A 14,274-nucleotide genomic window follows, 5' to 3' on the forward strand; every position below is an offset into this window, starting at 1 on the left:
GTTGCCTAGACAACGCCGATCATGGACGCCCTCGCGTCTACTTGCGGTCCCACATCCCTTGGAATCGATCATCTAGGACAGCCCAGAGAATCAAGTCGGTCAGACGGTGGGTGAGTACGGACCAGCCCAGCGGCTGTTCGGCGGTGTCGCGCCGGTCCACTTGTTCGGTGAGGACTGCGGCGAGGATGAGATCCGCCTCGGCGGCGTCGTCGAGTGCGGCGAGCAGGAGCGTGTTCGCGCCCAGCCGTCCGAGTTTGCCTCGGACGGCGATCGCCTGCCCGAGCGGTACCGCGGTGAATGGTCGACGCCCGGACTCCCAGCTCTGCACCGTCACGCGATCGACCTCTAGGTGCACGGCAAGCTGCTCCTGCGTGAGCGGGATGGATTCCCGGATCAGCTTCAACAGGTAGCCAGTCACTCCGCCGCGATCTGGCGCTGATCGTCCGCTACCCCTCATGCGCCATCCCTACGTTGACTCGTGGTCGACGTTCCGCCGTGAAACGAAGGCTGCGGCAGCCCATCTCGCCTGTTCAGTCGTACTGCGGGTGAGTCCAACCGACGCCGTCGTGATCGTAGCGTCGTAGTTACCGAATGTTCCAGATCCGGTCCCGTGGTGCGGGGTCGGCCGTGAAGTGCTGCCCGGCGGAGGAAGCCAGCGATGCGAGATAGGACATCACCAGGGCGACGAGTGACCTACGACGAGTACCTGTCCGCTGTCGCGATGACGCTGGCGCGACGCCACCGGCCAGCCTGGTCTTGGCCGGAGTGGAGGTGGATCTGTCGATGTGGGGCCGACCTGCCCTGCCGTATTAGGCACCGCATTCCGATCAACCGGGGGCACTGGCCCATCGAGGAGGAGCAGTGAGTAACGAGGTGGAGCGGCAACTCCTGGTCGTACGTCTACCTCAGAAAGACGGCCTGCGCAACGGCTGCCGGGTGTGGTGGTCGCGGCTCACGTCGTACCCATTCCGGCAGATGGATTGGGTAATCGGCCGGAGGGCGCGGTCCCTGGCGGCGGCGCTGCGCGGGGGGCGCGCATGACCACCCACGGCCCGGTACTGCCGATCTGGAGCTGCGGTGGCTGCGATGCGCCCTGGCCCTGCCGCACCCGGCAGCGCGAACTGCGCGCCGAATTCGACGACGCTCCGATCTCCCTGGCTCTCTACCTAGGTGCCCAACTGGTGCAGGCTACCCAGGACCTGGCCCACGTTCCCGCCGGCCGCCTGCACTACCGCTTCCTCGGGTGGACCCGATGAGCATCCTGCGGCCCGGCGACGAGAAGTTCCACTACAGCGACGGCTCGCACAAGTGGATCCCACCGGACCCGGACTACGACCGAAAGGTCTGGGACGAACAGGTCCGCCAACACAAGCACGGCCACCTCCGGAACGAGCGCCCCAAGGTCCGCATCCAGCGCCTCGTCTGACGGCAGCGAAGTGCCGCAATCGGCCAGCCGAGCCTCGATCCCGTTGTTTGCCCAGGGTCGAGCGGGATTCCTGAGGCGGCCCCGCCGCGACACGAGAGCCGACTCAGTCTGTTCCCGCAGCGTCCCTACGTGCGTCAAGGTCGTCTTGACGTGACGGCGATGTCAGGACTGGGTGCGGGTCCACTGCTGGTTGGTGCCGGTTCCGCAGGTGTACTGGGTGATGTCGGTGCCGTCCGCCGTGCCGCTGCTGACCACGTCCAGGCACTTGCCGCTGTGTCGGGCGCGCAGTTGGTAGTAGCTGCCGGTGGCGACCCACTGCCACTGCTGGTTGGTGCCCGTGCCACAGGTGTACTGGACGACGTTGGCGCTGTTGGCGGTGGAGGCGTTGGCGACGTCGAGGCACTTGCCGCTGTTCTGGTTGACGATCCGGAAGTAGCCGCTACCGGCGTCGCGGAACTCCCACTTCTGGTTCGCGCCTCCGTTCCAGGACCATTGTCTGACTTCGGCGTTGTCGCTGACGGACATGTCCAGCACGTCGACCACCGTGCCGCTGTTGCGGTTAATGATGCGGTAGGAGAGCGGCGCCTCTCCAGTGACGGTGCCCGCGGCGGCGTCGATGGTGATCGTGGAATACCAGGTCAGGCTCATGGTCGTGGCGGTGGGGAAGGCGATCGGCAACCACACGTACTGGGAGTCGTTGACCGGCCCGCCCCAGGCGCCGGCCCAGCGGTCGCCGAGGTAGAGGTAGCTCGTCGTCGACGTGCCCTGGATGGGGAGCACGAAGGCCGACTGGGAGCGGAAGGTGGTCGAGTCCCCGACGTTGGTCATGCCGGTCCACGGACCGGAAATGCTGGACGCCGTGGCGTACCTGGCCTGGTTCGGGCTCCAACCGGTCAGGCCCGAGGTGAGCAGGAAGTAGGTGCCACCGCGCTTGAACAGAGCCGGCGCCTCACGGTTGCCGTCGTTCCAGAAGTTGCCGACCAGCGTGGCCGCGGTGAGGTAGTCGGCGCTGAGGCGGTAGATGAGCAGGTCGCGGTTCTCGTCGCCAGCGGAGATCATGTGGGCGGTACCGCCGTCGTTGTAGAGCGTGATGTCCCGCGACATGTTGCCCAGCGGCCGGAAGCTGCCGTGGTAGGTGTAGGTGCCGTCCACGGTGGCCGAGGAGGCGACGGCGGCCCTGGCCTCGCCGTAGTCGGTGCCGTTCTCCTTGTGCATCCACATCACGTACCGGTTGGTGCTGGCGTTGTAGATGACCTTCGGCCGCTCGATGTTGGCCGACTGCAGTTCCGCCGCCGACGACTGGGTCAGCACGTTGTTGCGGAACTCCCAGTCGCGCAGGTTGGTGGAGCGGTAGACGGAGACCGCCCGGAACGTGTTGTTGGCGTCGCGGTTCTCACCGAACCAGTAGTAGTAGTCGCCGACCTTGAGAACCCCACCGCCGTGGGCGTGCAGCAGGTTGCCGGCGGTGTCGGTGAACTGCGTGCCGTTGGGGATCGTGACCGGCGCGGCCTGGGCCGGGGCGGCGGCCAGGGTGGTGACCGCGACGATCGCCGTTCCGACCAGGGTGAGCGCCGCCACCAGGGATGGAAGCAGTCTGTTGCGTCTCACTACGTTCGTCCTTCCGGGGGCGGGCGGCGACCGTTCATTAATGTACATCTATTTTTTTCGGTGCAGGTCGAGAACGGTCACCGGTGGCGCGGTGCCTCCGTGCTCACCACCGGCGCGGGCCCGGTGACGGTCGTCTTCGTCGCTGGTGACCGCTTCAGCACGGCGGCCTACCTGCCGCTGCTCACGGCCCTGGCGCGGCAGTACCGGATGGTGGCCGCCGACATCCTGGTCGCGAGCGGCGACCACGACGTGTTCCTGCCTCCGGCTCGCCTGCGCGCGGCGGCGGAACAGCGGCTTCATGCCGGCGTCGACATCGTCCCCGCCGCCGGTCACCTCGTCACCGACGAACACCCCGACACGCTCGCCGCGCTGGTGGAGTGGGTCGGCTGGTCGACTGAGCCGGGTCGTGGCGCGACGACCGGTCACGCGCGATCGGCGACCATCACCCGGCTGTGTGCCAGGGACGTGGTCCTGCGGATCGGCACGGACAGCTCTCGCGCCGTGTCGAGCAAGTCGTGGTCGCCGGTGACCGTGAAGCCGTGTCGGGCGAGCAACGCGGCCATGGCGGCCGGTGTCCAGGTCGAGCGCCACGGCTCGGTCGCCCAGAAGCTGCGCCGGCCGGTGGACGCCATCAGCACCCGTGCGACAAGCCGGCCCAGCGTCAGGGTCGTCCCGGGTAGTTGAAAGTTGACGACGAGGCGGCTCGTCGGGGCCGAGCAGGCGGCGAGCGCGGCGACCGTCGTGGCCACCTCTGTCGTGGTCAGGTACGGCACGACGCCCTCCCAGATCCACGTCGTCGGTTCGTCGGGGCGATGTCCGGCGGCTGCCAACGCGTCGGCGAGCAGGTCACGGCCGAAGTCCACCGCCACGAACGTCGGGGGAGTGCCGGGCAGCACCTCGGCGCGTTCGCGTTTGTCGCGTTGGCTGCTCGGTTGGTCGACCTCGAAGACCGCCCTGCCCACGAGCTCCGGCATCCGCCAGGCCCGACCGTCGAGCCCGGCTCCGAGGATCACCACCTGAGAGCTGCGGTGGGCGCGTACGGCGTCGTCGATCGCCACCGTGCGCGGCACGATCATCTCGGCGCAGGCCCGTACCGTCTCGAAGTCGACCCGTTGCCGCCACGACTGGGGCGCGGCATCGTCGCGTACCCATTGGACGGCCTCGCGTTCGTCGGCGCGGAGCAGGCGCATGGCTGTCGGGTCGGCGAACCGGCCGGGAGCGACCAGGCCATCCGCCGCCGCGCGGCCCTGGCAGACGAGCACCGCCGTGCGGCTCGCGGCTGGCGTCTTCGACATCGCTCGCGCTCCTGTCCGTATCGGCTTCGCGTGCGGACCGTGCCGCCGCGCGGAGCCATTTGACCGCACCCGATAGCCTTCGCGCCTATGGGCGCGATCAAACCATGGCACCTTGCGGTCCTGAGCCTCTGTTGTCTGCTTCCGTTCACGGCCGCAGTCGCCGGCGGAGTCTGGGCCGTACTCCGCAAGCGCAACCGACGCTGACTCCTGGTCATACGGTGGGTCAGCTTTCTGTCTCCTCGCTCTGACGTTGGACGTTCCGGTCTTCCTGCGCGTCGGCGACGTCTGGTGGGTCGAGGACGACGTGCTGTACGTCGAGCGAGACGAGGACGCGCCGCTGTTGTATCAAGGCCGCCTCGAATGGCGCCGAAGCGATAACTGGTGCCGTTGGGCATCGCCACGGGTGGCGCACGTACCCGTCCGCCGTTAGCCTCGGTCCCCATGACCAGCGGCGACGAGCACGGTCACCCCGAACCGCCGATCGCGGGCGACGAGACCGCCACCCTGCTCGGCTCCCTCGACCGGCAGCGCGCCACCCTCGCCTGGAAGACCGGTGGGCTCGACGCGGCCGGCCTGCGGGCGACGCTCGGCCCGTCGTCGATCACTCTGGGCGGGCTGCTCAAGCACCTGGCCCTGGTCGAGGACCTCTACTTCTCCTTGAAGTTGGCCGGGCGCTCACCGGGACCGCCGTGGGAGACCGTCGACTGGGACGCCAACCCGGGCTGGGAGTGGCGTTCGGCCGCCGAGGACACCCCGGAGCAGCTCTACACGCTGTGGCGGGGAGCCGTGGCGCGCTCCCGGGCCACCGTGGCCGAGTTGCTGGCCGACGGCGGCCCGGAGCAGTTGGCCCGGGGCGAGTGGCCCGACGGCCAGGTGCCCAGCCTGCGGCGGGTCCTGGTCGATCTCATCGAGGAGTACGCGCGGCACGCCGGGCACGCCGACCTGATCCGCGAGTCGGTGGACGGGCTCACCGGCGAGGACCCGCCCCGCTGAGCGCCACGGGAGCCGCCAGAATGGGCGCGTGCAGGACACCGTCGCCGTCGCGCTGATCACGTCACTGTCCACGCTGACCGCCGCCGCCCTGACCGGGCTGATCGCCGCCCGTAGCACCCGCCGGCAGCTCGCCCACCAGCTCACCATCGCCCGCGAGGAGAGCGCCGGCCGGGCCGCGACCCGGCGCGAGGAGTTGCGGCGCGACGCGTACGTCGGGTTCCTCGGCGCCTGTGACGCGGCGTACCGGCGGCTGGACCGGCGATGGGTCGAGCCGGGCGCGGACGCGGCGACGCCCGGCTACGACGAAACGTACGCGGCGATGCGCGCCGTGGACGAGGCGTACAACCTGGTGTTGCTCCAGGGCCCGGCGGACGTCGCGGCGGCGGGCCGGTCGGTGGTGGCCAGCCTGACGACGGAGTACGCCGAGCAGCGTCGGCTCGCCGCCGAGCCGGGCGACGCGGCGGCGGCGCTGTGCGACCGGCACCGGGAGCGGTGGCTCGCGGCCATCGAGGTACGCACGGACCGCCGCGTCGCGTTCGTCGACGTCGCGCGTCCCGCCGTCGACCGCGAGGGCTGACCGCGTGCCCCCTATGCTCGGGCGGAAACAGGGGGTGATCAAATGGATCTGTCCGGCATCGGCGCGGTGCTCTTCGACATGGACGGCACGCTGGTGGACTCCGACGCCGCCGTCGAGCGGGCCTGGGAGCGATGGGCGTCCGAGTACGCCGTCGAACCGGCGGCGGCACTCGCGATCGCGCACGGCAGACCCGCCGACCAGACGATCCGTCGGCTCCTTCCCGGGCTCGACGACGCGGCGGTCGCCGTGGCGGCGGCACGGCAGTTGGCGTTGCAGTACGACGACCTGTCCGACGTGACCGCCACCCCGGGCGCCCATGAGCTGCTGTCGACGTTGGCCCGGTCGGGGGTGCCGTGGGCGGTGGTGACCAGCGCCGACGTGCGGTTGGCCGAGGCCCGGCTCGGTGCCGCCGGCATCGCGCCACCGGTGTTGGTGACGGTGGAGGACGTCCGCGAGGGCAAGCCGGCGCCGGAGGGTTACCTCCGCGCCGCCGCGCTGCTCGACGTGCCACCGGCGCGCTGCCTGGTCGTCGAGGACGCCGAGGTCGGGTTGCGGGCCGGGCGCGCGGCCGGCGCGGTGACGGCCGCGCTCAAGGGCCTCGACGGCGACGTACGCCTGGACGACCTGGAGCAGTTGGCCCGCCAGTTCGAGGCGGCGACCACCGGGAGCTGACCGATCGGGCGTCAGCCGAGGCGGGCTGCCAGCCAGGGCAGCAGGGCGTCGGCCTGAGCCTGCTGGAACGCCCGTAGGGCGGGGATGCCGGGCGGCGGCGGGCGGCGGGCGCGGTCGGTCAGGAAGCCGGCCAGCCCGGCGTACACGCCGGTGATCGCGGCCGGGTCGACGTCGGCGGTGAGCGGCAGCCGGCGCAGCATCGCCTCGGTGTCGTGCCCGCCGTGCAGCCGGACGTTCACCAGCAGCAGCGCCGTGTCCAGCCAGGCGGGCCCCCGGCAGGCCCACGGCCAGTCGACCACGGTCACCGTTCCCGCGGCGTCGAACAGCAGGTTGTCGGCCCGTACGTCGACGTGGCAGAGCGTGTCCCCGGCGAGCGCGGCGACGCCCTCGTCGGCGGCCGCGCGCAGCTCGTCCAGGTGCGCGCGGGCCCACCGATCGAGTTGTGGCGGCGGGTCGGCGGCGACCCGGTGCCAGCCCGCGAAGTCCTCCGCCAGCAGTTCGGCGGCGGTCGGCACGTGCGCGACGGGGCTCGGGGTGAGCGCGACGGCCATCGCCTCCAGGGCGTCCATGACCAGGGTCAGCTCGTCGGACCGCCACGGGGTGCGCGGGTGGTGTCCGGCCACGTCGGAGAAGACCAACGCCACCCAGTCGCCGTCGTCGTGGCAACCCAGCAGGCGGGGCGTCGGCGCGGTCGCCGGGAGCGCGCCGGCGATGCGGGCTTCGGCGCGGTGCATGACCGGACTGTCCGGGTTCAACGCCGGGTTGACCGCCTTCACGAAGGCCCGCCGGCCGGTCGCGGTACGGACCCGGTCGGCGGTGCCCGGCGAGTAACCACCCGACTGGGAGACCGCCTCGACCACCCGGTCGCCGATGATCTCCTCGACCGCGGACCGTACCGTTGCCGGCAGATCACCCCAGCCGATCCGCCTCGCCGCCACCTGTGCCATCCCGCCACGGTGCACCCGCCCATCGCGGCGAACAACTCAATTCCGCCGCCGGAACGAGGCGCGGCCGGGGTGGCCATGGTGGACTTGTCGCCGCGATTGATCGAGAAGAAGGAGGCCGCGGTGGAGTTGACTCTGACGCCGATGACCGAGCCGGAACTGTCCCAGCGATGGGAACCCCTGGAGGTCGAGTACGCCGAGGACCTCGGCGCGCATCGCGGCCTGACCCCGCAGGCGGCCCGGGAGCGGTCGGCCGAGCAGCTCCGCGAGTTGCTGCCGGCGGGCGCGGCCACCGAGCGGGCGCTGTTGCGGGTGGGGCGGGTCGACGACACCGAGGTCGGCTGGATCTGGGTGGGCCTGCCGGCGAGCGCCGAGACCCGACAGGCCTGGATCTACAACATCGAGGTAAATCCGGCGCACCGGGGACGCGGACACGCACGACGGATGATCCAGCTCATCGAGGCCGAACTGGCTGAACTGGGCGTACCCGAGCTGGGGTTGAACGTCTTCGGCACGAACACCGTGGCGATCGGCCTCTACCGGAGCCTGGGCTTCGAGGTCACCGCCCAGCAGATGACGAAGCGGATCGACCCACCGAGCTGAACCGGGACTGTTCACCTGCCCAGCGGGAAACCCGCGCGGACCGCACCTGGGGAGGAGCGACGGATGACGCACGGCGCCGGACTGACCATCGGTGTGCTCGGCTCGTACGGTGGCCGGAACCTCGGCGACGAGGCGATCCTCACCGGCCTGCTCACCGATCTGCGCACGCAGGAGCCGAACGCCCGGATCATCGTCTTTTCCCGCCACCCGGAGCACACCCGGGCCGCGCACCCGGACGTCGAGGCGGTGCCGTGGGAGGGCGTCAGCCGTACCGACTCGGCGTTGGTGCTGGCCCAGCTCGACCTGCTGATCCTGGGCGGCGGCGGGATCCTCTACGACCGGGAGGCCCGCCGCTACCTGCGGGTCGTCCGGGTCGCCCAGGAACGCGGCCTGCCGCTGATCACGTACGCGGTGGGGGTCGGACCACTCAGCGACGCGGTCGACACCGGCATGGTCCGCGAGACGTTGGCCGGCGCCACCCAGGTGACCGTCCGGGACCAGGAGTCCCGGATGGTCCTGGAGGAGGCCGGACTGCTCAACCCGATCACGGTCACCGCCGACCCGGCGTTCCTGTTGCAGCCGGCCGACTTCCCCGCGCACCTGCTCAGCGAGGAGGGGGTGCCGGTCGGCAAGAGGCTGGTCGGGATCAGCGTCCGGGAGCCGGGACGGGCCGCCGAACGCCTCGACGTCGACGGCTACCACCGGCTGCTGGCCCAGATCGGTGACTTCCTGGTGCACCGCATCGACGCGTACGTGCTGTTCGTGCCGATGGAACGCGACGACATCCGGCACTCGCACGGGGTGCTGTCGCACATGGTCGCCGCGGATCGGGGGCGGATCCTGCACGGCACCTACTCGCCGGAGCAGGTGCTCGGCCTGATGCGCCACTTCGACCTGGCCGTCGGCATGCGCCTGCACTTCCTGATCTTCGCGGCGATGGTGGGTACGCCGTTCCTGCCGCTGCCGTACGCCGGAAAGGTCTTCGACCTGGCGCAGCGGCTCGGTGTGCCGGCGCTGCGCGGCGTGGAACGGGAGGTGGAGGGGCCGCTGCTGGCCGAGGTCGACCGCCTGTGGGACGAACGCGAGCAGCGCGCCGAGGCCACCGCCCGTCGGGTCGCGGAGGTCTGCGAGCAGGCCCGGGGCACCTCCGAGGTCACCCGTGGGGTGCTGGACCAGCTGCGCAGCCAGACCCTCACCCGGGCCTGATCGGCGCTCACACCGCCGGGCCGGTCCAGCGGTAGCGCCACTCGCGGGCCTCCTCGCGGGCGGATTCCAACTCGTAGATCTGCGCCTCGGCCAGCCCACCGGACCCGAGGTGGTGGTGGGTGAGCGGCGGGCGGCCGTTGGTGTCCAGCTCGACGGTCACGGTCTGCCCGTCCGCCGCGCCGCCGACGAGAAGAATCTGCACGGATGAGGCCATGCGCCCATCCTGCCCGTCGTGCGGCCACCTCGCAGCGGGATGCGGGGCAGCGCCGAGCCGGCCGGGTCGTTAGTGTCGGCGGATGGCAGAGCAGACCATCGATCCGACGCTCGGCCCGGTGCTCGCCCGCGTCGGCGACGAGCGCGCCGTCCTGGAGTCGTTCCTCGACTTCCACCGCTCGATGGTGGTGCGCAAGGTGCGGGGTCTGTCCGACGACGAGGCCGCCCGCCGGCTGGTGCCCTCCGCGACGACGCTCGCCGGGCTGGTCAAGCACCTGACCCTGGTCGAGCGGAACTGGTTCCCGGTGCTGCTGGCCCCCGAGCCCGGCGACGTCTACCTTCACTCGGCCCAGGACGCGAAAGCGAGCTTCACCCTCGACGAGCGGGACACGGTCGACGGGCTCGTCGAGGCGTACGAGCGGGCCTGTGACCGGTCCCGCGCGGTCGTCGCGCGTTTCGACCTGGACCACGTGGTGCCGCACCTGCAGCTCGGTGAGGTGTCGGTGCGCTGGATCCTGGTTCACCTCATCGAGGAGACCGCCCGGCACGCCGGCCACGCCGACATCCTGCGCGAACTCACCGACGGGTCGACCGGAGCGCTCTGAGCCCGAGCCCTCGACTCGTCGATCTTGCACTTTCTGTCCCGACGTAACGGGCATTACCACTCAGGTCGGCGACCGAAACCGCAAGATCGGTGCGAGCTTTCCGCGTGGGGCCGCCTATCCTGGGCGCGGGCGGCGACGAGGGGGAGTACGTGCTGGTCATCCACGGGCTGTGGCTGCCCGGCTCCGGGCTCGCCGTGTGGGCCGAGGACAGCGCCGCGCCGGTACCCGTCGCGCGCTCCGGCCGCCCTCCCCGGGAGCGCCCGCACCCGTTCGCCGCCGGGCACGCCGACCTGGTCACGGCCCTCGCCGACGCCGCCGAGCCGGCCCGCCCAGACACCGCGCTGCTCACCCTGCCCACCCGGGCGGGCACGCCGACCGACTCGCCCGAGCTGATCCGGACCACCGTCGCACCCCCGGCCCGCGGCCGGCTCGCCCTCGCCGCGTGGCGGGTGCCCACCCTGGTGTACGCCCCAGACGACGCCCTGCCCCTGCTCCGCGCCCTGGACGACCTGCCCGTGGTGTGCGGGGCGACCCTGCGGCACCTCGGCGAGCTGGCCGACTTCGCCGCCGACCTGGTGGCCCGGGGCCGCGTCCTGCCCGGCGTCAGCACCCCGATCGACACGACCGCCCGGGTGGTCGCCTGGGCGGTGTGGCGTCCGCTGCTGACCGGCACCGACGCCGGCTGGGCCCGCTCGCTGGCGCTGGCCCTACCGCCGGCCGCCCGCGCCGCCGCCGTCGACACCGAGGGCGGCGATGGCGAGCTGACCGCCGCCGACCTGGTGGCGGACGCGCTCGACGGGCTCACCGACGCCGCCGCCCGGGCCGCTCTCGCGAACACCACCCTGGCCCGGGGAGTGCGCCCGGCTGGGCCCGCGCCGGCCTGGCTGTCCGCGCTCGCCGGGCCCCGCCGCGACTTCACCGTCGACGAGGCGGCGCTGGACGTGCTGCGTACCGAGCTGGACGACTGGCAGCGCGACGCGGCCGGCGGGGCCGTGCGGGCCAGCTTCCGACTGGTCGAGCCGGCCCCCGACGAGGTCACCGAACCGATCCTGGCGACCCGCCCGTCCGGCGACAGCACGCCCGTCACCCCGACCGAGAGCGCGCGGTGGCGGTTGGAGTTCGGGTTGCAGGCCGCCGACGAGCCGGGCCTGCACGTCGACGCCGCCGAGGTCTGGCGGGCGCACCCGACCGGCCGTACGGGCAGCCCGCAGGAGACCCTGCTGGCCGAGTTGGGCCGGGCCAGCAGGCTCTGGCCCGACCTGGACGCCGCGCTGCGCACCGCCGCCCCCGAGGCGATGGAGTTGGACGTCGAGGGCGCGCACCGGTTCCTCAGTGAAGGCGCGCCGGTGCTGCACGCCGCCGGCTTCGGGGTGCTGCTGCCCTCATGGTGGCAGCGCCGGTCGGCGCGGCTCGGCGCTCGGCTGCGCGCCCGCAGCCGTACCGCGCCCGGCACGGTCGCCGGCACCGAGGCCGGCGTCGGGTTGGACGCGCTCGTCGACTACCGCTGGGAGATCGCGCTGGGCGACCAGCCGCTGTCGGCCGAGGAGTTGGCGGCGCTGACCGAGCTGAAGACCCCGCTGGTACGGCTGCGCGGCCGGTGGGTGGAGCTGGACCCGGGACGGCTCGCCGCCGGTCTGCGGCTGCTCCGCTCGGCCGGCGAGCTGACCGTCGCCGACCTGCTGCGCCTGGGGCTCACCGACGGCGAGGACACCGGCGCGCTGCCGGTGCTTGAGGTGAGCGCCGACGGCGCGCTGGGCGACCTGCTGGCCGGGGCGGTCGAACACCGGCTCACCCCGCTCGACCCGCCGCCGGGATTCGCCGGGACGCTGCGGCCGTACCAGCAGCGAGGGCTGGCCTGGCTGGCTTTCCTGCGGTCGCTGGGGCTCGGCGGGGTGCTGGCCGACGACATGGGGCTGGGCAAGACCGTGCAGATGCTCGCGCTGCTCGCCGGAGACCCGCCGGACGCCGGGCCGACGCTGCTGGTCTGTCCGATGTCGCTGGTCGGCAACTGGCAGCGGGAGGCGGCGAAGTTCACGCCGGGGCTGCGCGTGCACGTACACCATGGCGCGGAGCGCGCGCGGGGAGCGGAGTTCACGACGGCCGCGCACGGCGCGGACCTGGTCCTCACCACCTACTCGGTGGCCGCCCGCGACGCCGTCGACCTGGCCGGCATCGACTGGCACCGGGTGGTCGTGGACGAGGCGCAGGCGATCAAGAACGCCTCCACCCGGCAGGCCGAGGCGGTCCGCGCGCTGCCCGCCCGGCAGCGGGTGGCGGTGACGGGTACGCCGGTGGAGAACCGCCTCGCCGACCTCTGGTCGATCATGCAGTTCGCCAATCCGGGGCTGCTCGGTCCGGCCGCGACGTTCCGCAAGCGGTTCGCCGAGCCGATCGAGCGCAACGGCGACGCCGAGGCCGCCGAGCGGCTGCGCCGGATCACCGGCCCGTTCGTGCTGCGCCGGCTCAAGACCGACTCGTCGATCATCTCGGACCTGCCGGAGAAGCTGGAGATGGAGGTGGTCTGCAACCTCACCGCGGAGCAGGCGGCCCTCTACCAGGTGGTGGTCGACGACATGCTCGCCCGGATCGAGACCAGCGACGGCATCGAGCGACGCGGGCTGGTGCTGGCCACCATGACCCGACTCAAGCAGGTCTGCAACCATCCGGCCCAGTTGCTGCGCGACGGCTCCCCGCTGGATGGGCGCTCGGGCAAGCTGGCCCGGCTCACCGAGATCCTGGAGGAGGTGTTGGCGGCGGGGGAGCGGGCGCTGCTGTTCACCCAGTACGCCGAGTTCGGGGCGATGCTGCGCGGTCACCTGTCGGCGCGGTTCGGCCGGGAGGTGCTGTTCCTGCACGGTGGGCTCGGCAAGGCCGAGCGGGACGCCCTGGTGCAGCGTTTCCAGTCCGCCGACGGTCCGCCGCTGTTCGTGCTGTCCCTCAAGGCCGGTGGCACCGGCCTCACCCTGACCGCCGCCAACCACGTGGTGCACGTGGACCGGTGGTGGAACCCGGCGGTGGAGGACCAGGCGACCGACCGGGCGTTCCGGATCGGGCAGCGGCGACGCGTGCAGGTCCGCAAGTTCGTGTGCGCGGGCACGGTCGAGGAGAAGGTGGCCGCGCTGATCGCCGACAAGCGCAGCCTCGCCGAGCGGGTGGTCGGCACCGGCGAGCAGTGGATCACCGAGCTGTCCACGGGTCAGCTCCGGGACCTGTTCGCCCTGGAGGCCGGGGCGGTGGTGGAGTGAGCGAGTTCGCTGACTATGGCCGGCCCCGCAAGGTCGACGGAGGGCTGAAGGCGCGCAGCACCCGGGGCGCGATCGGACGGTCCTGGTGGTCCCGGCGCTTCCTGGAGGTGCTGGAGTCGTTCGCGCTCGGCACCCGGCTGACCCGGGGCCGGTCGTACGCGCGGGCCGGTCAGGTGCTCCGGCTCGACGTCACGCCCGGCCGGGTCACCGCCCAGGTGCAGGGCTCCCGGCCCCGCCCGTACGAGGTCTCCATCGCGCTGGCGGCGTTCCCGGAGGCGCTCTGGTCCCGGATCGAGGACGAACTGGCCGGTCAGGCCTTTTTCAGCGCCCGCCTGCTCGCCGGGGACCTGCCCGACGAGTTGGAGGAGCTGTTCGCCGCGGCGGGCGCCCCGCTTTTTCCCGCCGCCGTCGACGAGCTGACGCAGCGCTGCAACTGCCCCGACTTCGCGGTGCCGTGCAAGCACCTGGCCGCCACGTTCTACCTGCTCGCCGAGGCGTTCGACGCGGACCCGTTCGAGTTGCTGCACTGGCGTGGCCGATCCCGGGCGGACCTGCTGGACCGGCTGCGCGCCCGCCGCGCCGAGGCGACCGGCGCACCGGCGTCGCCCGCGCCATCCTCCATCGTGGACCCGGGCCCGTCGGCGGTCGACGTGCTGCCACCGGCGGGCGCGTCCCGGGCACTCGCCGGGTTGGCCGCCACGCCCGTCGCGGAGGCGGTGGACCGTTTCTGGACGGCGCCCGTGCCGCTGCCCGACCGGCCACCCCGACTGGCGACCGGGCCGGACCTCCTGCTGCGCCAGCTCGGTCCGCCGGCGCCGGCCATCGGTGGGCCGGGCCTGCTGGAGCGGCTGCGCCGCGCGTACCGGGCCTTCGGCCCGGGTTGAGCC

Annotated in this window: 14 protein-coding genes and 3 pseudogenes; 11 read left to right on the forward strand and 6 right to left on the reverse strand. The window is 72.2% G+C overall.

Annotation, left to right across the window (positions count from 1 at the left end; translation table 11 throughout):
* Window positions 1-73: 73 nt before the first annotated feature.
* Window positions 74-457 (reverse strand): annotated as a pseudogene (locus ACLQ25_RS21845) (helix-turn-helix domain-containing protein); the annotation flags it as partial.
* Between the two features lie 580 nt (window positions 458-1,037).
* Between ACLQ25_RS21845 and ACLQ25_RS21850 the strand changes: the two are divergent.
* Both ACLQ25_RS21850 and ACLQ25_RS21855 read left to right on the forward strand, forming a co-directional pair.
* The gene (locus ACLQ25_RS21850) at window positions 1,038-1,256 is read left to right on the forward strand and encodes a hypothetical protein (RefSeq protein ID WP_425732660.1); all 219 of its coding nucleotides are present in this window, start codon (window positions 1,038-1,040) and stop codon (window positions 1,254-1,256) included.
* Window positions 1,253-1,426 (forward strand): hypothetical protein, encoded by a 174-nt coding sequence (locus ACLQ25_RS21855; RefSeq protein ID WP_425732661.1) that lies wholly within the window; start codon window positions 1,253-1,255, stop codon window positions 1,424-1,426. The genes ACLQ25_RS21850 and ACLQ25_RS21855 overlap by 4 nt, the downstream gene beginning before the upstream one ends.
* A 162-nt stretch (window positions 1,427-1,588) precedes the next feature.
* Here the strand turns inward: ACLQ25_RS21855 and ACLQ25_RS21860 are convergent, their stop codons facing one another.
* From ACLQ25_RS21860 to ACLQ25_RS21870, 3 genes are all read right to left on the reverse strand, one after another.
* The gene (locus tag ACLQ25_RS21860) at window positions 1,589-3,034 is read right to left on the reverse strand and encodes an RICIN domain-containing protein (RefSeq protein ID WP_425732662.1); all 1,446 of its coding nucleotides are present in this window, start codon (window positions 3,032-3,034) and stop codon (window positions 1,589-1,591) included.
* Window positions 3,035-3,082: 48 nt separating this feature from the next.
* Entirely contained in the window at window positions 3,083-3,385 is a 303-nt protein-coding gene (locus ACLQ25_RS21865) for a hypothetical protein (protein ID WP_425732663.1), read from the reverse strand.
* Between the two features lie 71 nt (window positions 3,386-3,456).
* The gene (locus ACLQ25_RS21870) at window positions 3,457-4,329 is read right to left on the reverse strand and encodes a class I SAM-dependent methyltransferase (protein WP_425732664.1); all 873 of its coding nucleotides are present in this window, start codon (window positions 4,327-4,329) and stop codon (window positions 3,457-3,459) included.
* A 441-nt stretch (window positions 4,330-4,770) separates the two neighbouring features.
* Between ACLQ25_RS21870 and ACLQ25_RS21875 the strand changes: the two genes are divergently transcribed.
* The 3 genes from ACLQ25_RS21875 to ACLQ25_RS21885 are packed head-to-tail and all read left to right on the forward strand — an operon-like array spanning window position 4,771 to window position 6,571.
* Window positions 4,771-5,322, forward strand: coding sequence for a DinB family protein (locus tag ACLQ25_RS21875; protein WP_425732665.1), 552 nt, complete (start codon window positions 4,771-4,773; stop codon window positions 5,320-5,322).
* 28 nt (window positions 5,323-5,350) lie between these two features.
* A complete protein-coding gene (locus tag ACLQ25_RS21880) occupies window positions 5,351-5,899 on the forward strand; it encodes a hypothetical protein (protein WP_425732666.1) in 549 nt (182 codons plus the stop codon).
* 42 nt (window positions 5,900-5,941) lie between these two features.
* Window positions 5,942-6,571: an HAD-IA family hydrolase gene (locus tag ACLQ25_RS21885; RefSeq protein WP_425732667.1), complete on the forward strand. Its 630-nt coding sequence runs from the start codon at window positions 5,942-5,944 to the stop codon at window positions 6,569-6,571.
* A gap of 11 nt (window positions 6,572-6,582) precedes the next feature.
* On the opposite strand, the gene ACLQ25_RS21890 is transcribed toward ACLQ25_RS21885, so the two are convergent.
* On the reverse strand, window positions 6,583-7,518 hold the full coding sequence (locus tag ACLQ25_RS21890) for a phosphotransferase (protein WP_425732668.1): 936 nt from the start codon (window positions 7,516-7,518) through the stop codon (window positions 6,583-6,585).
* A gap of 120 nt (window positions 7,519-7,638) precedes the next feature.
* Between ACLQ25_RS21890 and ACLQ25_RS21895 the strand changes: the two genes are divergently transcribed.
* The gene (locus ACLQ25_RS21895) at window positions 7,639-8,118 is read left to right on the forward strand and encodes a GNAT family N-acetyltransferase (protein WP_425732669.1); all 480 of its coding nucleotides are present in this window, start codon (window positions 7,639-7,641) and stop codon (window positions 8,116-8,118) included.
* 63 nt (window positions 8,119-8,181) lie between these two features.
* Window positions 8,182-9,324, forward strand: coding sequence for a polysaccharide pyruvyl transferase family protein (locus ACLQ25_RS21900; RefSeq protein ID WP_357132596.1), 1,143 nt, complete (start codon window positions 8,182-8,184; stop codon window positions 9,322-9,324).
* A gap of 7 nt (window positions 9,325-9,331) precedes the next feature.
* Here the strand turns inward: ACLQ25_RS21900 and ACLQ25_RS21905 are convergent, their stop codons facing one another.
* Window positions 9,332-9,538, reverse strand: a complete 207-nt coding sequence (locus tag ACLQ25_RS21905; RefSeq protein ID WP_355051431.1) for a hypothetical protein — start codon at window positions 9,536-9,538, stop codon at window positions 9,332-9,334.
* A gap of 82 nt (window positions 9,539-9,620) precedes the next feature.
* On the opposite strand from ACLQ25_RS21905, the gene ACLQ25_RS21910 reads away from it, so the two are divergent.
* The 4 genes and pseudogenes from ACLQ25_RS21910 (at window position 9,621) to ACLQ25_RS21925 (ending at window position 14,271) form a co-directional block, all read left to right on the forward strand.
* Window positions 9,621-10,142, forward strand: a complete 522-nt coding sequence (locus ACLQ25_RS21910) for a DinB family protein (protein WP_425732670.1) — start codon at window positions 9,621-9,623, stop codon at window positions 10,140-10,142.
* A 149-nt stretch (window positions 10,143-10,291) separates the two neighbouring features.
* A pseudogene (locus ACLQ25_RS21915) lies at window positions 10,292-11,174 on the forward strand (ATP-dependent helicase); the annotation flags it as partial.
* 74 nt (window positions 11,175-11,248) lie between these two features.
* Window positions 11,249-13,387, forward strand: a pseudogene (locus ACLQ25_RS21920) (DEAD/DEAH box helicase); the annotation flags it as partial.
* Window positions 13,384-14,271, forward strand: coding sequence for an SWIM zinc finger family protein (locus tag ACLQ25_RS21925; protein WP_425732671.1), 888 nt, complete (start codon window positions 13,384-13,386; stop codon window positions 14,269-14,271). The pseudogene ACLQ25_RS21920 and the gene ACLQ25_RS21925, both read left to right, overlap by 4 nt.
* Window positions 14,272-14,274: the final 3 nt, after the last annotated feature.

Source organism: Micromonospora sp. DT44 (assembly GCF_049841635.1).
Classification (GTDB): domain Bacteria; phylum Actinomycetota; class Actinomycetes; order Mycobacteriales; family Micromonosporaceae; genus Micromonospora.

Coding starts and splice junctions, on each gene's coding strand:
- ACLQ25_RS21850 (WP_425732660.1), top strand. CDS start 1,038: ATGACCACCCACGGCCCGGTACTGCCGATCTGGAGCTGCGGTGGCTGC.
- ACLQ25_RS21855 (WP_425732661.1), top strand. CDS start 1,253: ATGAGCATCCTGCGGCCCGGCGACGAGAAGTTCCACTACAGCGACGGC.
- ACLQ25_RS21870 (WP_425732664.1), bottom strand. CDS start 4,329: ATGTCGAAGACGCCAGCCGCGAGCCGCACGGCGGTGCTCGTCTGCCAG.
- ACLQ25_RS21875 (WP_425732665.1), top strand. CDS start 4,771: ATGACCAGCGGCGACGAGCACGGTCACCCCGAACCGCCGATCGCGGGC.
- ACLQ25_RS21885 (WP_425732667.1), top strand. CDS start 5,942: ATGGATCTGTCCGGCATCGGCGCGGTGCTCTTCGACATGGACGGCACG.
- ACLQ25_RS21890 (WP_425732668.1), bottom strand. CDS start 7,518: ATGGCACAGGTGGCGGCGAGGCGGATCGGCTGGGGTGATCTGCCGGCA.
- ACLQ25_RS21900 (WP_357132596.1), top strand. CDS start 8,182: ATGACGCACGGCGCCGGACTGACCATCGGTGTGCTCGGCTCGTACGGT.
- ACLQ25_RS21905 (WP_355051431.1), bottom strand. CDS start 9,538: ATGGCCTCATCCGTGCAGATTCTTCTCGTCGGCGGCGCGGCGGACGGG.
- ACLQ25_RS21910 (WP_425732670.1), top strand. CDS start 9,621: ATGGCAGAGCAGACCATCGATCCGACGCTCGGCCCGGTGCTCGCCCGC.